This window comes from Halosimplex amylolyticum (assembly GCF_051414035.1).
Lineage (GTDB): Archaea > Halobacteriota > Halobacteria > Halobacteriales > Haloarculaceae > Halosimplex > Halosimplex amylolyticum.
In genome coordinates, this window is the sequence record NZ_JBLKNW010000002.1 from 893,724 (window position 1) to 908,236 (window position 14,513).

12 protein-coding genes are annotated in these 14,513 nt (G+C 69.9%); 6 read left to right on the top strand and 6 right to left on the bottom strand.

Annotated elements, in window-relative coordinates; translation table 11 throughout:
• The first annotated feature begins 12 nt into the window (after positions 1-12).
• Positions 13-1,479, top strand: a complete 1,467-nt coding sequence (locus tag ACMGFE_RS14805) for a redoxin domain-containing protein (protein WP_436925983.1) — start codon at positions 13-15, stop codon at positions 1,477-1,479.
• A gap of 48 nt (positions 1,480-1,527) precedes the next feature.
• Positions 1,528-1,860 carry a nuclear transport factor 2 family protein gene (locus tag ACMGFE_RS14810; RefSeq protein WP_436925984.1) on the top strand — a complete coding sequence of 111 codons (333 nt, stop codon included), beginning with the start codon at positions 1,528-1,530 and terminating at the stop codon, positions 1,858-1,860.
• A gap of 31 nt (positions 1,861-1,891) precedes the next feature.
• Here ACMGFE_RS14810 and ACMGFE_RS14815 read toward each other — a convergent pair whose 3' ends face one another.
• The 5 genes from ACMGFE_RS14815 to ACMGFE_RS14835 form a co-directional block, all read right to left on the bottom strand.
• On the bottom strand, positions 1,892-2,533 hold the full coding sequence (locus ACMGFE_RS14815) for a hypothetical protein (RefSeq protein WP_436925985.1): 642 nt from the start codon (positions 2,531-2,533) through the stop codon (positions 1,892-1,894).
• Between the two features lie 207 nt (positions 2,534-2,740).
• Complete coding sequence (serS, locus tag ACMGFE_RS14820) at positions 2,741-4,123, bottom strand: serine--tRNA ligase (protein ID WP_436925986.1); 1,383 nt, start codon at positions 4,121-4,123, stop codon at positions 2,741-2,743.
• A 126-nt stretch (positions 4,124-4,249) separates the two neighbouring features.
• Positions 4,250-4,795 (bottom strand): NUDIX domain-containing protein, encoded by a 546-nt coding sequence (locus tag ACMGFE_RS14825; RefSeq protein ID WP_436925987.1) that lies wholly within the window; start codon positions 4,793-4,795, stop codon positions 4,250-4,252.
• Positions 4,796-4,882: 87 nt separating this feature from the next.
• The gene (locus ACMGFE_RS14830; RefSeq protein WP_436925988.1) at positions 4,883-6,073 is read right to left on the bottom strand and encodes a mandelate racemase/muconate lactonizing enzyme family protein; all 1,191 of its coding nucleotides are present in this window, start codon (positions 6,071-6,073) and stop codon (positions 4,883-4,885) included.
• Between the two features lie 94 nt (positions 6,074-6,167).
• Positions 6,168-6,848 (bottom strand): RraA family protein, encoded by a 681-nt coding sequence (locus ACMGFE_RS14835; protein ID WP_436925989.1) that lies wholly within the window; start codon positions 6,846-6,848, stop codon positions 6,168-6,170.
• Positions 6,849-7,062: 214 nt separating this feature from the next.
• On the opposite strand from ACMGFE_RS14835, the gene ACMGFE_RS14840 reads away from it, so the two are divergent.
• The gene (locus tag ACMGFE_RS14840; RefSeq protein ID WP_436925990.1) at positions 7,063-7,917 is read left to right on the top strand and encodes an alpha/beta fold hydrolase; all 855 of its coding nucleotides are present in this window, start codon (positions 7,063-7,065) and stop codon (positions 7,915-7,917) included.
• Positions 7,918-8,008: 91 nt separating this feature from the next.
• Positions 8,009-8,920 (top strand): MBL fold metallo-hydrolase, encoded by a 912-nt coding sequence (locus ACMGFE_RS14845; protein ID WP_436925991.1) that lies wholly within the window; start codon positions 8,009-8,011, stop codon positions 8,918-8,920.
• A 15-nt stretch (positions 8,921-8,935) separates the two neighbouring features.
• Here the strand turns inward: ACMGFE_RS14845 and ACMGFE_RS14850 are convergent, their stop codons facing one another.
• Positions 8,936-13,168 (bottom strand): PAS domain S-box protein, encoded by a 4,233-nt coding sequence (locus ACMGFE_RS14850; RefSeq protein WP_436925992.1) that lies wholly within the window; start codon positions 13,166-13,168, stop codon positions 8,936-8,938.
• A gap of 234 nt (positions 13,169-13,402) precedes the next feature.
• On the opposite strand from ACMGFE_RS14850, the gene ACMGFE_RS14855 reads away from it, so the two are divergent.
• Entirely contained in the window at positions 13,403-13,741 is a 339-nt protein-coding gene (locus ACMGFE_RS14855; protein ID WP_436925993.1) for a DUF7344 domain-containing protein, read from the top strand.
• 428 nt (positions 13,742-14,169) lie between these two features.
• Positions 14,170-14,454: a hypothetical protein gene (locus ACMGFE_RS14860; RefSeq protein ID WP_436925994.1), complete on the top strand. Its 285-nt coding sequence runs from the start codon at positions 14,170-14,172 to the stop codon at positions 14,452-14,454.
• The last annotated feature ends 59 nt before the right edge of the window (positions 14,455-14,513 follow it).

Sequence of the window (14,513 nt, forward strand, 5' to 3'; positions counted from 1 at the left end):
ATAGATTTGACAATGCTTTCGGAGGGGGAGGATGCGCCCGGGGTAAGCCTGCCGGCGTACGTCGACGGTGAACGGCGACAGATCGATCTCGACGAGCACCTCGGGGAGGGGATCGTCGTCCTGGCGTTCTACCCGGCGGACTTCAATCCGGCGTGCACGATGCAGGCGTCGGATCTCGGCGATCTCGACCTCTTCACGATGCAGAAGGACGTGTCGGTGTTCGGGATCTCCCCGGACAGCACCTACAGCCACGAGGCCTTCGCGGAGCGATACAGCCTGCACGTGCCGCTGTTGAGCGACCGCGAGGGCGACGCCGCCGCGGCCTACGACGTGACGATGGAGACCGACCTCGGCGAGCGACTGGTCAAGCGGGCGGTGTTCGTCGTCGACCACCGGGGGACCGTCCAGTACGCCTGGGCGACCGACGACCTGGAGGCCGACATCGACGTCGCGCCGGTCAAGCGGGCCGTCGGTGACATCGGCGGCGACGACACCGCCATCGAGCGCTACCGCGTCGGCCACGACCACTACGTCGAGGGCCGCGAGGCGTTCACGGAGGCGATGGCCGACTACGAGGACCGGGAGTGGATGGACGCCCGGAGCGGGTTCGCGGAGGCCGAGCCGGCGTTCACGGCCGCCGCCGACCACTTCGACACGGCGGTCAGATTCGCCGAGACCGACGACTTCGAGACGGTGGTCGACCGGACCGAGGAGAAGGCGGACACGCTCTCGCACGCCGCCAGCTGGCTGGAGGACTCCGCCGACGCGTTCGCCAGCGGCCGCGGCAAGCGGGGCGCGGAGTACCGCGAGGACGCCGAACGCCTCCTCGACGCCGCCTCCGATCTCTCCGAACCGCCGGACCCCGTCGCGTTCGCCCTCACCGACGACGGGGTCGAACTGGACGAGTCCGTCGTCGTGCACGCGGCCGAGGACGAGGGCTACGACTGGCAGGCCGACGACGCCGACCCCGTCGACACCGACCTCGGCCTCGACGACGCCGCACTCGACGACGCCGTCGCCGGCGGCGAGACCGAGTACGACGACGCGAGCGACCGGCCAGACACGGTCGAGGGCGACCTGGAGATGGACGTCGAGGCCGTGGAGGCCGCCGACGCGGACGACGGCGCCGACGGCTCCGGCGGCGACACCGGTGAAGGTGACACCATCGAAGGCGACACCGTCGAGGGCGACCTGGAGATGGACCTGAACGTCGTCGAGGACGCGGCGGACGGGGACGGGGCGGACGCCGACTCCGCGTCGGAGTCCCGGAGCGGTTCCGCGGAGGCGCCGGACGACGGGGCCGTCGCGGACGGCGCGGGCGGGGGATCGGGAGCCGACGGCGCCGACGCCGAGTCCGACGACGGGGACGACGACGAGGCCGACGACGTCGAGGAACTCGACCTCGTTGACCCGACCGAGATCGACGACGAGGAGGAGGAGTCCGACGAGCGGGCGGACTGGGACATCCCGGGTCGCTGACCCCGCTGCGACCGCCGCCCTCTTGCCGCAGCCTCGCTAACGCCCGGTATGAGCGACCACGCCGTCGAGCGCGCCCGCGCCTACTACCGCGCGCTCGACGAGGGCGACTACGACGCGCTCGCTGACCTGCTCGCCGACGGGTTCGTCCACGACCGACCCGATCTGACCCTCGACGGGTGCGAGCGCTTCGTCGCGTTCATGCGGGACGAACGGCCGCGGACCGACACCACTCACCGCGTCGACGGCGTGTTCACAGACCCCGAGGGAGTCGCGGTGCAGGGCCGCCTGTGCACGGCCGACGGCGGGGAGATCGTCGGTTTCGTGGACGTGTTCTCGATACCCGGCGGCGAGATACAGCGCATCGAGACCTACACGGACTGAGCGGGGCGGGCGGCGCCGGTGCCGAGCGCCATCACGCCGGCCGTCCGCTCGGGCGGCGAAGGCTGTCGGCCGCGAAGCCGGCGGCGAGCGACGCGAAGAACGCGGCGAACGCGAGCGCCACCAGTCCGCCGACCAGGACCGGGTCGTCGACGGTCCAGCGCCGGTTCACCAGCACCAGTCCCGGCCAGAGGGCGAGCCAGCACGCGACGCCCAGCGCCAGCAGGAACCGCCAGCCGACCGCCAGCGCCCGCTGGATCCCTCCGGAGACGTGTTCCTCGAACCACGGCCACCCCTCGTCGAGGCGCGTGGCCGCGAGGCCGAGGACGAGGCCGAGTATCGGCGGACCGAACCCGCCCCCCACGAGGAGCAACAGGACGGAGAGGCCGATCAGGACCGGGCCGCCGCGGTCGGTCCCGACGTACCCGACCGACCAGACGGCCAGGCCGACCGACACGACCACCGTCAGCACCCCGGAGAGGAGCATGTTCGGGACGAGCGTCATCGCCGGTTCGCCGCTGAGGACCGCGTACGCGGGAGCGTCCGGCCAGGACTGTATCACGAGGCCGTCCGGGCGGACGTTCCCCTGTAGCATCGCCCCGACGCCGTGCTCGACGCCCGCGAGCGCCGCGATCACGCCGTAGGCCGAGACGGAGACGCGCGCTGCGCGTGCCATGACCGCGGTTATCGCGTCAATTCAGTGAATGTTCTCCCTGCAAACGCCGCTCTCCGTGCAATCGTCGTCGCGCCCACTCGCGCCCGCTCGCCGTAGCGCGCGCGGTCGACGACCGCCGAGCAGTTCGGCTACTGCCGCGGGTTCACTCCTGTTCGCCAGCGCCGAGCGCTGGGTGTCGCCGGCGATCCTGACGGGTTCCCGTGCGCGTCACTCCTTCTCGCCGGCGCCGACGGCGCTCTCGCCGACGGGTTCGTGGCCCTCGATGACTTCCTGGCCGTTCATGTACGGGACCAGCGCCTCGGGCACGGTGACGGTGCCGTCGTCGTTCTGGTAGTACTCGAGGATTGCGACCATCACGCGCGGGACGGCGACGCCGCTGCCGTTGAGCGTGTGGAGGTACTCGGCGCCCTCGTGGCGCTCGGGGCGGTAGCGCAGGCCCGCCCGCCGCGCCTGGAAGTCCTCGAAGTTCGACACCGAGGAGACCTCGAGCCAGCGGCCGCCCACGTCCGGCCCCTCCTCCATGTCGTCGGCGGGCGCCCACACCTCGATGTCGTACTTCTTGGCCTGGGTGAACCCCATGTCGCCGGTGCACATGTCGAGCACGCGGTAGGGCAGTTCGAGCCGCTGGAGGACCTCCTCGGCCTCGCCGAGGAGGGCTTCGAGGCGGTCGTAGCTCTCCTCCGGGCGGACGAAGTTGACGAGTTCGACCTTGTTGAACTGGTGGACGCGGACGTAGCCGCGCGTCTCCGTCCCGTGCTCGCCGGCCTCGCGGCGGAAGTTCGGCGAGAACGCCTGATGTTTGACGGGGAGGTCGTCGTCCAGCAGGATCTCGTCGCGGTACATGTTGGTGACCGGCACCTCCGCGGTGGGCAACAGCCACAGGTCGTCGTCGTCGTACTCGTCGTCCTGTTGGGCCTCGACGCGGTAGGCGTCCTCGGCGAACTTCGGGAGCTGCCCGGTCCCGCGCATCGACGCGGAGTTGACCGGGATCGGCGGCAGCACCTCGACGTAGTCCTGCTCGCGGTGGACGTCGAGGAAGAAGTCGATGAGCGCCCGCTCCAGTCGAGCGCCGTCGCCCTTGACGAACTGGAACCCGCCGCCGGAGACCTTCGCGCCGCGCTCGAAGTCCAGAATGTCGAGATCCTCGCCCAGGTCGTAGTGGGGGACCACGTCGTCCGGGTCGACCCGCAGGTCGTCGAACCCCTCGCGGTAGCGCTCGACGTTGTCGCTCTCGTCGTCGCCGGTCGGCACGGACTCGTGGGGGACGTTCGGGATCTCCAGCAGTCGCTCTTCGAGTTCCGCTTCGAGTTCGTCGGCGCGGTCCTCGACCTCCTGAAGTTCGTCTTTGAGCTCCTGGGAGCGCTCGATGGCTTCCTGGGCCTCCTCCTCTTTGCCTTCCTGTTTGAGGTCGCCGATCTCGCTGGAGACCTCGTTGCGCTCGTGCCGGAGGCCGTCGCCGCGGGCCTTGAGTTCGCGCCACTCCTCGTCGATCTCGAGGATCTCGTCCAGGTCGACGCCCGTGACGCCCTTGCGCTCGACGGCGTCGCGGACCGTCTCGGGGTTCTCCCGGACGAACTGCCTGCTTAACATGGTCGCCGGTTCTCGACGGCCGAACGTAGGCGTGTCGGTGTCGTGTGAGGGCGTGTCGGTCCCGGGGGCGGTGCCGACCCGTTCACGCGCCGTCGGCGCGTCGTTCCGGACGCCCACGCAGTCGGCTCACGGTTCGAACGCCAGTTCGATGCGCTCGCGGTCGGAGTCCCGGAGTCTGTCGGACGCGGCCAGCACCTCGGTGACCGGGAGCGTCTCGACCGCGAACCCGTCCGCCTCCGGCGTCACGTCGCCGGCGGCCGCTCGCCGCTCCAGCGCGTACGTGACGAAGTGGAACGCCGTGCGCGGCGTCTCGGCGTGGTACACCGTCACCAGCGAGAGGTCGTCCGGATCCGCCCGCAACCCGGTCTCCTCGCGGAGCTCCCGGACGGCGGCCTCCCGCGGCCCTTCGTCGTGCCTCGCGTGGCCGCCGGGGAGACTCCAGACGCCCTCGTGTTGCGGAATCGGTTCGTCGAGGAGCAGGACGTCGTCTCCGTCCCGGACGACGACGTGGACCGCCGACAGCGGATTCCGGGCGAAGACCATCTCGCACTCCGGACACCACTGCTCCGGGCCGGCGTCGAACGACCGCGTCCCCACCTCGGTGCCGCACTGGGGGCAGTACTCGGGGTCGACAGCGACCGAGTAGATCTGGAACTGGTCGACGTCGTCCATGCGAACTGGTATCGCAACACACGAAAGAAAGCGTTCCTACGTCACGAACGATTCTGACAGTTTCGATCGGCGAGTCGCTCAGTGCGCCTACGCCGCGTCGAACAGCGTCTCACCGTCTTTCAGGTGCGCCGCGACCGTATCCATGTCGAGCGTCACGCCGAGCCCCGGTTCGTCGGGCAGTTCGATCCGGCCCGCCGAGAGGACGTCCTCCTCGACCACGTCGCCCCACCACTCGACGTCGCGGGCGTGGTATTCGAGCGCGAGGAAGTTCGAGACGGCGGCGCCGACGTGCGCGCTCGCCATGGTCCCGACCGGTGAGGCGACGTTGTGAAGCGCGACCGGGATGTGGTACGCCTTGGCCATGTTGGCCATCTTCTTCGTCTCGTGCATCCCTCCGTTTTTCGGCACGTCGGGGTGGAAGACGTCGAGCCCCTGGTTCTCGATCAGGCGTCGAGCGCCCTCGACGCGGTAGACGTTCTCCCCGGCCGCGATGGTCACGTCCGTCTCCTCCGTGACTTTCATCTGGAGGTCGTGGTTCTCCGGCGGGACGGTGTCTTCGAGCCACCAGACGTCGGTCGGGTCGAGCTGGCCGGCCAGCCGCCGGACGGTGTCGGCCGTCCAGCTCCAGTGGCAGTCGAAGGCGACGTCCGCGCGGTCGCCGACGCGATCGGTCACGGTGTCGACGATCTCGGCCCGGTACTCGATCGCCGGTCCGTTGAGGTGCTTGTTCTTCGGGTCTCTGACGTGCGCGTCGGGGCTGTCGAGGTCGAACTTGAGGGCGTCCCACCCCTCCGCCAGCACCTCCTCGGCGGCGTCGGCGTAGGCCTCCGGCCGGTAGGCGGCGGCGTCGTCGGCCGCCAGCGCGTCGCGGAGGTGGTCGCCGGCGTGTACGTCGCAGTACACCCGGACCTCGTCGCGGTGTTTCCCGCCGAGCAGTTGATAGGCGGGGACCTCCAGCAGTTTCCCGGCGAGGTCGTGTAGCGCCAGGTCGATGCCGGAGATCGCGGTGACGCCGACGCCGTTCTGGCTGCCGAGGTACGAGAGCCCGTCGTACAGTTCGGTGAGGCGAGCGTCGACGTCGACGGGGTTCTTCCCGATGATGCGGTCTTTCGCGAAGTCGACGTACGCGTCGGCGGCCGGTCCGAGGACCGCCTCGCCGGTGCCGGTGACGCCGGCGTCCGTGTAGATCCGGACGAGCAGCCACTCGAAGTTGCCGCCGATCCGCGCCGTCTGGACGTCGGTGATCGACACGTCGCGCACGTCGTCGGGGAGCGTCACGACCCGCGATAACAAATCGCGAGGATAAAAACGTCAGCAATGGGGAGAGACGGGACGGTATCGGCCCGGAGCCATCGTTCGACTCTTCGGACGGCTAGAGCGTGCCGTAGCGGTCCCAGACCTCGTAGACGCTGTCGCCGTCGCGGATGTCTTCGCGGACCTGGTTTTCGGTCGCCAGTTCCTCCTCGCCGCGTTCGAGCACCTCGTCGACGATGTCGGGGTCGATGACGGCGATCGACTGATAGTCGGCGAAGATCACGTCGCCGGGTTCGATGGTCACGCCGTGGACCTCGACGGGCACGTCCCACTCGCGGAAGCTGACGCGGCCGAACGACTCGATGGCGCTGTGGCCGTCGGACCAGACGGGGAACTCGTGGTCCTCGATCATCGTCGAGTCCCGCGTCGGGCCGTCGATGAGTGCGCCCGCGGCGCCGTTCTCCTGGACGATCGTGCTCAGAAGCTCGCCCCAGAGGCCGACCTCCGTGTCCTTCGGCGCGGCCATCACGACGAAGTCACCCTCCTCGGTCGCTTCGAGGTACCGGAAGAAGTCGATGTCCTCGGGGTCGGTGTCCTCGTCGTTCCCTTCCTCCTCGTAGCCGATCTCGACGCGCTGGGACGTGTGCGCGGTCCCGACGACTGGCTCTTTCGACCAGACCGGCCGGATGCGGGTCCCGGGAATGACGTTGTCGTCGATACCCATCTCGTCCGTGATGTCGTTGACGAGCGCGCTGTGGAGATTTTCGAGCCGATCACGGGTCTCGGGATCGATGCTCATGACCTCGGATAGGCGAGAGACGCGTTGATAAATCCACGTGTCGCAGCAAGACCGTCGGGATGTCCGCGCGCCAGAGTGAGAGCGTCGGACCCCGCAGTGAGCGACGGCGTCGGACCCCGCAGTGAGCGACGGCATCGGACGCCGCGCCGGACTCCGCGACGCGCGATTGCCGGAGCGACACCCGTTAGTGTCCAGAGTGCTACGACGAATACACATGACTGAGCCGTCGACCATCGACCTCCCGGACGGCCGAACCCTCTCGTACGCGGAGTACGGCGACCCCGACGGGCGGCCAGTGTTCGCCTTCCACGGCGTGATCGGATCGCGGCTGATGTGGTCGCTCTGCGACGAGGAGGCCGCCGAACGCGGGATTCGCCTCGTCGCGCCCGACCGACCCGGCTTCGGTGGCTCCGACTTCCAGCCGAGTCGGCGCCTGCTGGACTGGCCGGGCGACGTGTGCGCGCTCGCGGACGACCTGGGAATCGACCGCTTCGGCGTCGTCGGGTTCTCCGGGGGTGGGCCGCACGCGGTCGCCTGCGCTCACGCCGTCCCCGACCGCGTGCGAGGCATCTCGCTCGTGAGCACCGTCACGCCGCCGGAGACGCGGGGGAGCGCGGACCCGTTCAACGAGGCCGTGCTCTCGGCGACGCGGTTCGTCCCCGGGTTCTCGCAGGCGGCGTTCGCGTCGTCGGCGTGGCTGGCCGCGAACGCGCGACCGCAGTTCCGGGCCGCGCTGGTCACCGGGTCGCCAGAACAGGACCGCGCGGTCTTCGACGGGCCCGCCGGCGAGACGCTCGTCGCCGACAGCGCCGAGTCCTTCCGCGGCGGGTCGCGCGGGCCGGCCCACGACCTGCCGCTGGTCGGCAACGACTGGGGTTTCGACCCCGACGAGTGTTCGATCCCCGTCGACATGTGGCACGGCCGCGCGGACGCGACCGTCGGCGTCGACCTCGCGCGGGCCTTCGGCGACCTGCTGCCCGACGCCGACCTGTACCTCTCCGACGACGCCCACTACTCCGCGTACGTCAACAACGGCGGGTCGATCCTCGAGGCGGCGGCCGCACAGTAACGCCGACAGCGACCTGCCGCCGGCGATGACCACCGCGCGAACCGGCCGCGGCGACGCGAACCATTTAGTCCGCGCCGCCCGCGGATCGGGTATGGCAATCGGCGACGTGTTCGAAGCGACGGTCGGCGACTGTACGGACCTCTCGTACGTCGACACCGGGATGTACGGCGTCCCCGAGTACGGCGCAGTGTACGTCCTCGACGCGGAGCGACCGGCGCTCGTCGACACCGGGATCGGGACCAACTACGAGCGGATACTCGCGGCCCTCGACGAGGTCGGCCTCGCACCCGAAGACATCGAGGTGATCGCGGTGACGCACGTCCACCTCGACCACGCGGGCGGCGCCGGCTTCCTCGTCGAGGCGTGCCCGAACGCCGAGGTGTACGTCCACGGGATCGGCGCCCCCCACCTGGTCGATCCCGAACGGCTCTGGGAAGGGACCAAGCGCGCCGTCGGCGACCAGATCCGGGCGTACACGGAACCCGAGCCCGTTCCCGAGTCGCGGATCACCGAGATCGAGGACGGCGACAGCATCGACCTCGGCGACCACGCGCTCGACGTGCATCACGCGCCCGGTCACGCGCCCCACCAGGTCGTCTTCCACGACCCCGCGAACGACGCGACGTTCGTCGCCGACGCGGCGGGCATCTACTCCCCGAGCGCCGACGCGGTGTTCCCGACGAGCCCGCCGTCGAACTTCGACCCCGACCAGTGCCAGACCGACGTCGAGACGCTCCGGTCGATCGACCCGGAGGTGCTCTGTTACGCCCACTTCGGCCCCGCGGAGACGGGGGACAAGCTCGACCGCTACGCGGAGGTGCTCGACTCGTGGGTCACGGCCGTCGCGGAGGAACGAGCGGAACGCGGCGACGACGACGCGGTGATCGACCACTTCGTCGCCGAGGCGGACGCCGAGCGGGAGCTCTGGGGCGCGGAGAAGGCCGACGCGGAAGTGGCGATGAACGTCCGGGGCGTGCTGACGGCGCTCGACCGCGCCGAGTGAGCGCGAGCGGCGGGATCAGCCGCTCGCGGACTCGAAGAGCGCGCCGAAGACCTTGCCCTCGGCCTTGCGGAGGTGCTGGTGGAAGGTCGGCGGCGAGACCTGCAGCGACTCGGCGACGTCCTCGCCGGAGGCGTCGCGGGGCCACTTGAAGAACCCGCCGTGGTAGGCGGCTTCGAGGGTCGTCCGCTGGCGGTCCGTGAGTTCCGAGAGGAGCGCGCTCGTCGGCTTCGACTGCGTTTCGTCCGTGGTCACCTGCTGGCGGCGCAGCATCGTCGCCGACGGGTACGCCTCCGTGACGGCCTCGATCACCCGTCGCACGTCCGCGCTCGGCGAGAGGTGCAGCGTCATGCGGTAGTCGCCGTCCTCGACGGCGGCCTGTTCGACGGACCCGCCGAGCGACGCCAGCGTCGAGAGCACCGGCGGCTCGTCCATCCGGAGTTCGAACCGGGTGTCGTCCTCGCCGTCGTCGTCGGCGAACGAGACCGCGGCCCAGTGGGGGAGTCGGTCGACCAGCGCTTCGAGCGTCGGGACGGCGTCGGCCGACGCCTCGCCGTAGATCAGGAACTCCTCGTCGCCGAGCGCCACGACGTGATCGAAGGTGAACCGCCCGCCGGGGGCGTCCGAGACGTCCAGGGTCTCGAAGAGGTTCGGGATGCCGAACTCGAGCTCGACGACCTCGTCGCTCAACAGGGCCTGCTTGCGGTCCGACGCGGCGATGGCGTGGCCGATCACCTCGCCGAGCTGGCCCAGCACGCTCCGTTCCTGCCCCTCGAAGGCGTTCGGTCGCGCCGCGTAGACGTTCAACACGCCGTAGGTCGTCCCCTCGTAGACGATCGGGATCGCCGCAGAGGAGTCGAAGCCGTACTCTTCGGCCACCTCGTGCCAGGGCTCGTAGCGCGCGTCGGTCCCGGCTCGCTGGATCGACTGGACCTCGCCGGTGCGGATGGCACGCCCGGTCGGCCCGTCGCTGCGCGCGTCGTCCGGGTCGATCGAGATAGTCGCGTCGTCGAGATACCCATCGACGCCCGCCTCCGTGCGGACGGCGACCGTCTGCGAGGCCGTCTCGACGTCGCCGATCCAGGCGAACTCGTAGGAGTCGGTGGCCGCGAGCTTCTCGCAGACGGTCCGCTCGATCTCCTCGCGGGTCGACTGGTCGAGGACCGCGTCGGTGATCTCGCGGACGGCCTCGTTGAGGCTGTTGAGCGCCGCGAGCTGCTCGCGCTGGCGGACCAGCCGTTCCTCGTACCCGTGGCGGTCGATCGCCGTCGCGAGGATGGTCGCGACCGACCTGACGAAGTTGACGTCCTGTTCCGAGAACGCCGTCGCCTCCGTGTCGTGCGTCCCGAGGATCCCCCAGGGGTCCTCCGGCGAGCCGATGACGACGGTGATACCGCTCCGCACGCCGTGCTCGGCGAGGATGTCCCGCTCGCCGAACCGCGTCTCGGCCGTCAGGTCCTCGACGACGACGGGGTCGCTCGACCGGAGCGTGTAGGCGGCCTGGGAGTCGTCGTCGGTCGCGGCGATCGTCGCCGATCCGACGAGCCCCTCGTCCCAGCCGGCCCCCTGGCGGAGCAGGAGTTCCTCCCCGTCGGCGTCGAGGTCGAGCACCTCGCAGTAGTCGGTAGTGAGCGTCGTCGCCACCCGCTCGGCCGCTTCGGCCATCAGCCCGTCGAGGTCGCGACCTTCGAGGGCGCGCTGGCCCAGGTCGGTGACGACCTGCTGCTGGCGGATCCGACGCTGGAGCTCTCGCTCGCGCTCGATGCGCCCGGAGACGTCGCGGACGACGCCGCAGCGGCCGTAGCCGTCGCCGTACGAGAGCGGCTCGTAGCGCGTCTCGACGGGGACGCGACTCCCGTCCTTCCGGACGGGGTCGAACTCGATGGTGGCGACGTCGCGCTCGCCCTCGGCGACCGCCGCGGCGCGCTCCTCGACGATGGGCGCGAACTCCTCGTCGTAGAGTTTGGTCGCCTCCGCGCCCAGTAGCTCCTCGCGCTCGTAGCCGACCATCTGGCAGAAGGCGTCGTTCACGAGGACGTACCGTTCGTCCTCGTCGAGAGCGTAGATGCCGTCGTCCACTGTCTCGACGATAGATTCGTACTGTTCGAGCTCGCGCTCGCGCGCTCTGCGGTCGGTCACGTCCCGCACCACACCGACCCGCTCGTAGCCGCGTTCGGTCTCCATCAGCGAGAATGTCGACTCGCCGACCCAGGTTTCGCCCGCGGGCGTCGTGATCGTCGTCTCCAGCGTCGCGGTCGTTCGGTCCCCCGCGGCGAGCGCCGCTTCGAGCCGGTCCACCTCCGCGAGGGCCTCCTCGTCGTCGACGACCGCCGAGACGTGAGAACCGAGGAGTTCCTCCCGCGAACGGCCGACCATCGACGCGTAGGTCCCGTTGACCTCGGTGAAGTACCCGTCCTCGTCGACGACGTAGATGCCGTCGTCGACCGTCTCGACGATGGCCTCGTAGCGTTCGAGGCCGCGCTCGCGAGTCTTGCGCTCGGTCACGTCCCGGAAGTACACCGACAGGCCGCTCTCGGAGGGGTACGCGGTCACGTCGAACCAGGTTTCGAGCGGCCGGAAGTACGCCTCGAAGGAGACGGACTCGTTGGTGTCGCGGGCCCGTTCGTACTCCCGCCGGAACTGCGAGTCGGCGGCCTCCGGGAACTCGTCCCAGACGTTCCGCCCGACGAGCGCGCGTTCGGACCGATCGAGGAGGTCCGCGGCCTGGTCGTTGACGTACGTGAACCGCCACTCGTCGTCGAGCGCCATGAACCCGTCGTCGACGCGGTCGAGCACCTCGTTCAGTTCGTGTTCGAGGTCGTCGCGGCTGCGTTCGAGCAGGCGCGCCTGCTCTTTCAGTGGCGTGATGTCCTCGGCCGAGACGACGACCCGCTCGACGTCGCCGTCGGCGTCCGTCAGCGGGACGGCGTTGACCGAGAGCCACCGTTCCCCGACGCCGGGCAGGTCGAACCGCCCGATCCAGTCGCTGATGGGCTCGCCGGTCCGACGCGTGCGCTCGTACGGTCGCTCTCCCGGGGGGACCTCCTCGCCGTCCTCGTCGAAGACCGTGCCCTCGGGGAGGGGGTCCGGCTCCGCCCCCTCGGTCACACTCAGGTACCGCCGTAGCCGTTCGTTCATCCGGACGGGCTCCCCCTCCTCGTCGACGACGGCGACGCCCGCCGGGATGGCGTCGAAGGTCTGTTCGAGCAGGTCCCGCTCGCGCTCCAGTTCGCGCTCGAACTCGCGGCGTTCTGTCATGTCTCTGGTGACCTTCGCGTATCCGACGAGGTCGCCGGCGTCGTCGCGGATCGCGGTGATCGAGACGTTCGCCCAGAACCAACTCCCGTCTGCGCGGACCCGCCACCCTTCGTCTTCGGTCCACCCGTCCGCGGCGGCGGCGTCCAGGTTCGCTTCCGGGACGTCCACCTCCCGGTCGGCGTCCGTGTAGAACGTCGAGACGTGTTCGCCGACGATCTCGTCGGCGTCGTACCCTTTCAGGCGCTCGGCGCCAGCGTTCCAGGTCTCCACGCGGCCCTCGGGGTCGAGGCGGAAGATGGCGTACTCCTCGACGGCGTCGACCAGGGACTCGAACTGATCGCGCTGGGCGATGTAGGCCTGCTCCGATCGCTTGCGCTCGGTCACGTCGAAGTAGAGTTCCACCCGGCCGCCCGCGTAGGCGCCCGTCTCGATCGGTTTGCTCCGGTGTTCCAGCCAGCGCTCCGTTCGGTCGTCCCCCACCGTGATGCGGCACTCGAAGCGCTCCTCGCCAGTGTCCCCGTCGTACATCGTCAGCACTCGTTCGGCGAACCCCTCCGGGTCGTCGACCGCCGGCGCGATCCGTTGCTCGACGACGTCGGGCTTGTGGCGGCCGACGACCTGCTCGCGGTCGAGTCCGAAGTAGCGCTCCGTGGCGTCGTTGATCCACACGACGTCGTAGTCCTCGTCGAGGACGAACACGCCCACCTCCGCGCGGCCGAGCACGTCCGAGACGAGCGACTGGGCGGCGGCCGGCCAGTCCGGTTCGGTGGCCCGTCCCCCGTCGCCCGGCACGCGCCACCACACGCGCGCGCTCGCCCCGACCTTCTTGGTCCGGAGTCGCCCCTGATCGACCAGCCGATCCAGCCGGTCGTACGTGCTCCGTCGGCCGAGATCGAGGGCCTCGGCCACCTCGCTCGTCGTCTTCGGCTCCACGCCCCCGTCGAACACCGCGAGTGTCTCCCTGAGGCTCTCCGTCAGCCCGTGCGATGCCATGGTCCCAACTCTGGTCCGGGGGCAACTACAACCTTCCGCCGGCGGAGTCCCCAAGCGGAACGCGACCGGCACCGACGCGGTACGTATCGCGCTCGCGAACGGGATCATCTGGCAGCGAAACGAACCGATCCACTGCCGATCGGTCGCCGATATCGGACCTAATCACTTCTAGCGATCCCTTACCGGGGGACAGGTTCTCTCTAGAGGTACGCGGTCGAAATCGGAACCCCATCTATGTCACAGACGACTCACGAACCGGTCGACGACCGGAGCACCGACGCGGGACTGAACACGGAAGCGCGATACGACCTGCTGGCCGACGGGCGTCGACGCCTCGCGCTGGCCGAACTCGCGGAGCGGTCCGCCCCGGTCGCGCTCGAGGACCTCGCGACGGCCGTCGCCGCTCGCGAGACGGAGGCGCCCTCCCCGTCCGTCGACGTGGTCGAGCGAGTCGCCGTCTCGCTCCACCACGCTCACCTGCCGCGTGCGGCCGACCTGGGCGTCGTCGACTACGACCCGGAGACGAAACAGATCGAGCGGGTCGGGACAGTCCCGACGACGCCGTCGGCCTGAGCGTCGATGCCGACGCCGTCGTCAGTCGACCAGCCTCGGTGGCGGATCCGCCGCATCGCCCATACGGAACCCTGTCGGCTCCCACAGCCGTGAACGCCCTCTGTCCGAACTGCCGGTCGGCTGAGGGCGAGGTGGCGGAGAAAACGCACGACCCCGAGACCGGACTCCGGGTCGCGTTCGCCTGCCCGGAGTGCGAGCACGACTGGAACGTGACGCTGTAGCGACAGCTCCAGGGGACATGGCCCTTTTTCCGTCTGCACGGTCTACTACTTCGAGAGACTTGCGCGTCGGCCGGTGTCTTCGTGCCCGGGACCCGGGCGACGTCCGGCCGTCGCGCGTTCGAGGAGACTCAATGCTACGCCACGAAGGAGCCGTCACGGAATCGAGGATCACAGCGGAGCCGACAGCGTCGCGTTCGAGAGGCCGGAGTGACTGACGCCGAGCCCGTCGTCAAGCGGGCGGAGTGCCCGCACGAGGGCTGTTCCGCGCACGGCCGTGCGGTCGTCCCCGGCGGCGTCGACGTCGTCGCGACGTCGACCACCAACGGCGGGATCGAAGACGCCTACGACGGGATCGTCTACGGTCACTGCCCGGATCACGAGTTCTACGCCTACTACCGGGCCCGTCCCGACCGAGAACCCGCCGGGGTGTCGAGCGACGGCGAACCCGCCGACGAGGACTCCAGGGAGGACGGGTCGATGGCGACCGAGTGAGACGGCCACCCCACGGCAGGCGGCCATCGGCCCACACCGCGGCACCGACGAGTGAGTGC

Bases quoted from the DNA above. Each gene is read 5' to 3' on its own strand.
- ACMGFE_RS14805 (WP_436925983.1), top strand. From the start codon at position 13: ATGCTTTCGGAGGGGGAGGATGCGCCCGGGGTAAGCCTGCCGGCGTAC.
- ACMGFE_RS14810 (WP_436925984.1), top strand. From the start codon at position 1,528: ATGAGCGACCACGCCGTCGAGCGCGCCCGCGCCTACTACCGCGCGCTC.
- ACMGFE_RS14815 (WP_436925985.1), bottom strand. From the start codon at position 2,533: ATGGCACGCGCAGCGCGCGTCTCCGTCTCGGCCTACGGCGTGATCGCG.
- serS (WP_436925986.1), bottom strand. From the start codon at position 4,123: ATGTTAAGCAGGCAGTTCGTCCGGGAGAACCCCGAGACGGTCCGCGAC.
- ACMGFE_RS14825 (WP_436925987.1), bottom strand. From the start codon at position 4,795: ATGGACGACGTCGACCAGTTCCAGATCTACTCGGTCGCTGTCGACCCC.
- ACMGFE_RS14835 (WP_436925989.1), bottom strand. From the start codon at position 6,848: ATGAGCATCGATCCCGAGACCCGTGATCGGCTCGAAAATCTCCACAGC.
- ACMGFE_RS14840 (WP_436925990.1), top strand. From the start codon at position 7,063: ATGACTGAGCCGTCGACCATCGACCTCCCGGACGGCCGAACCCTCTCG.
- ACMGFE_RS14845 (WP_436925991.1), top strand. From the start codon at position 8,009: ATGGCAATCGGCGACGTGTTCGAAGCGACGGTCGGCGACTGTACGGAC.
- ACMGFE_RS14850 (WP_436925992.1), bottom strand. From the start codon at position 13,168: ATGGCATCGCACGGGCTGACGGAGAGCCTCAGGGAGACACTCGCGGTG.
- ACMGFE_RS14855 (WP_436925993.1), top strand. From the start codon at position 13,403: ATGTCACAGACGACTCACGAACCGGTCGACGACCGGAGCACCGACGCG.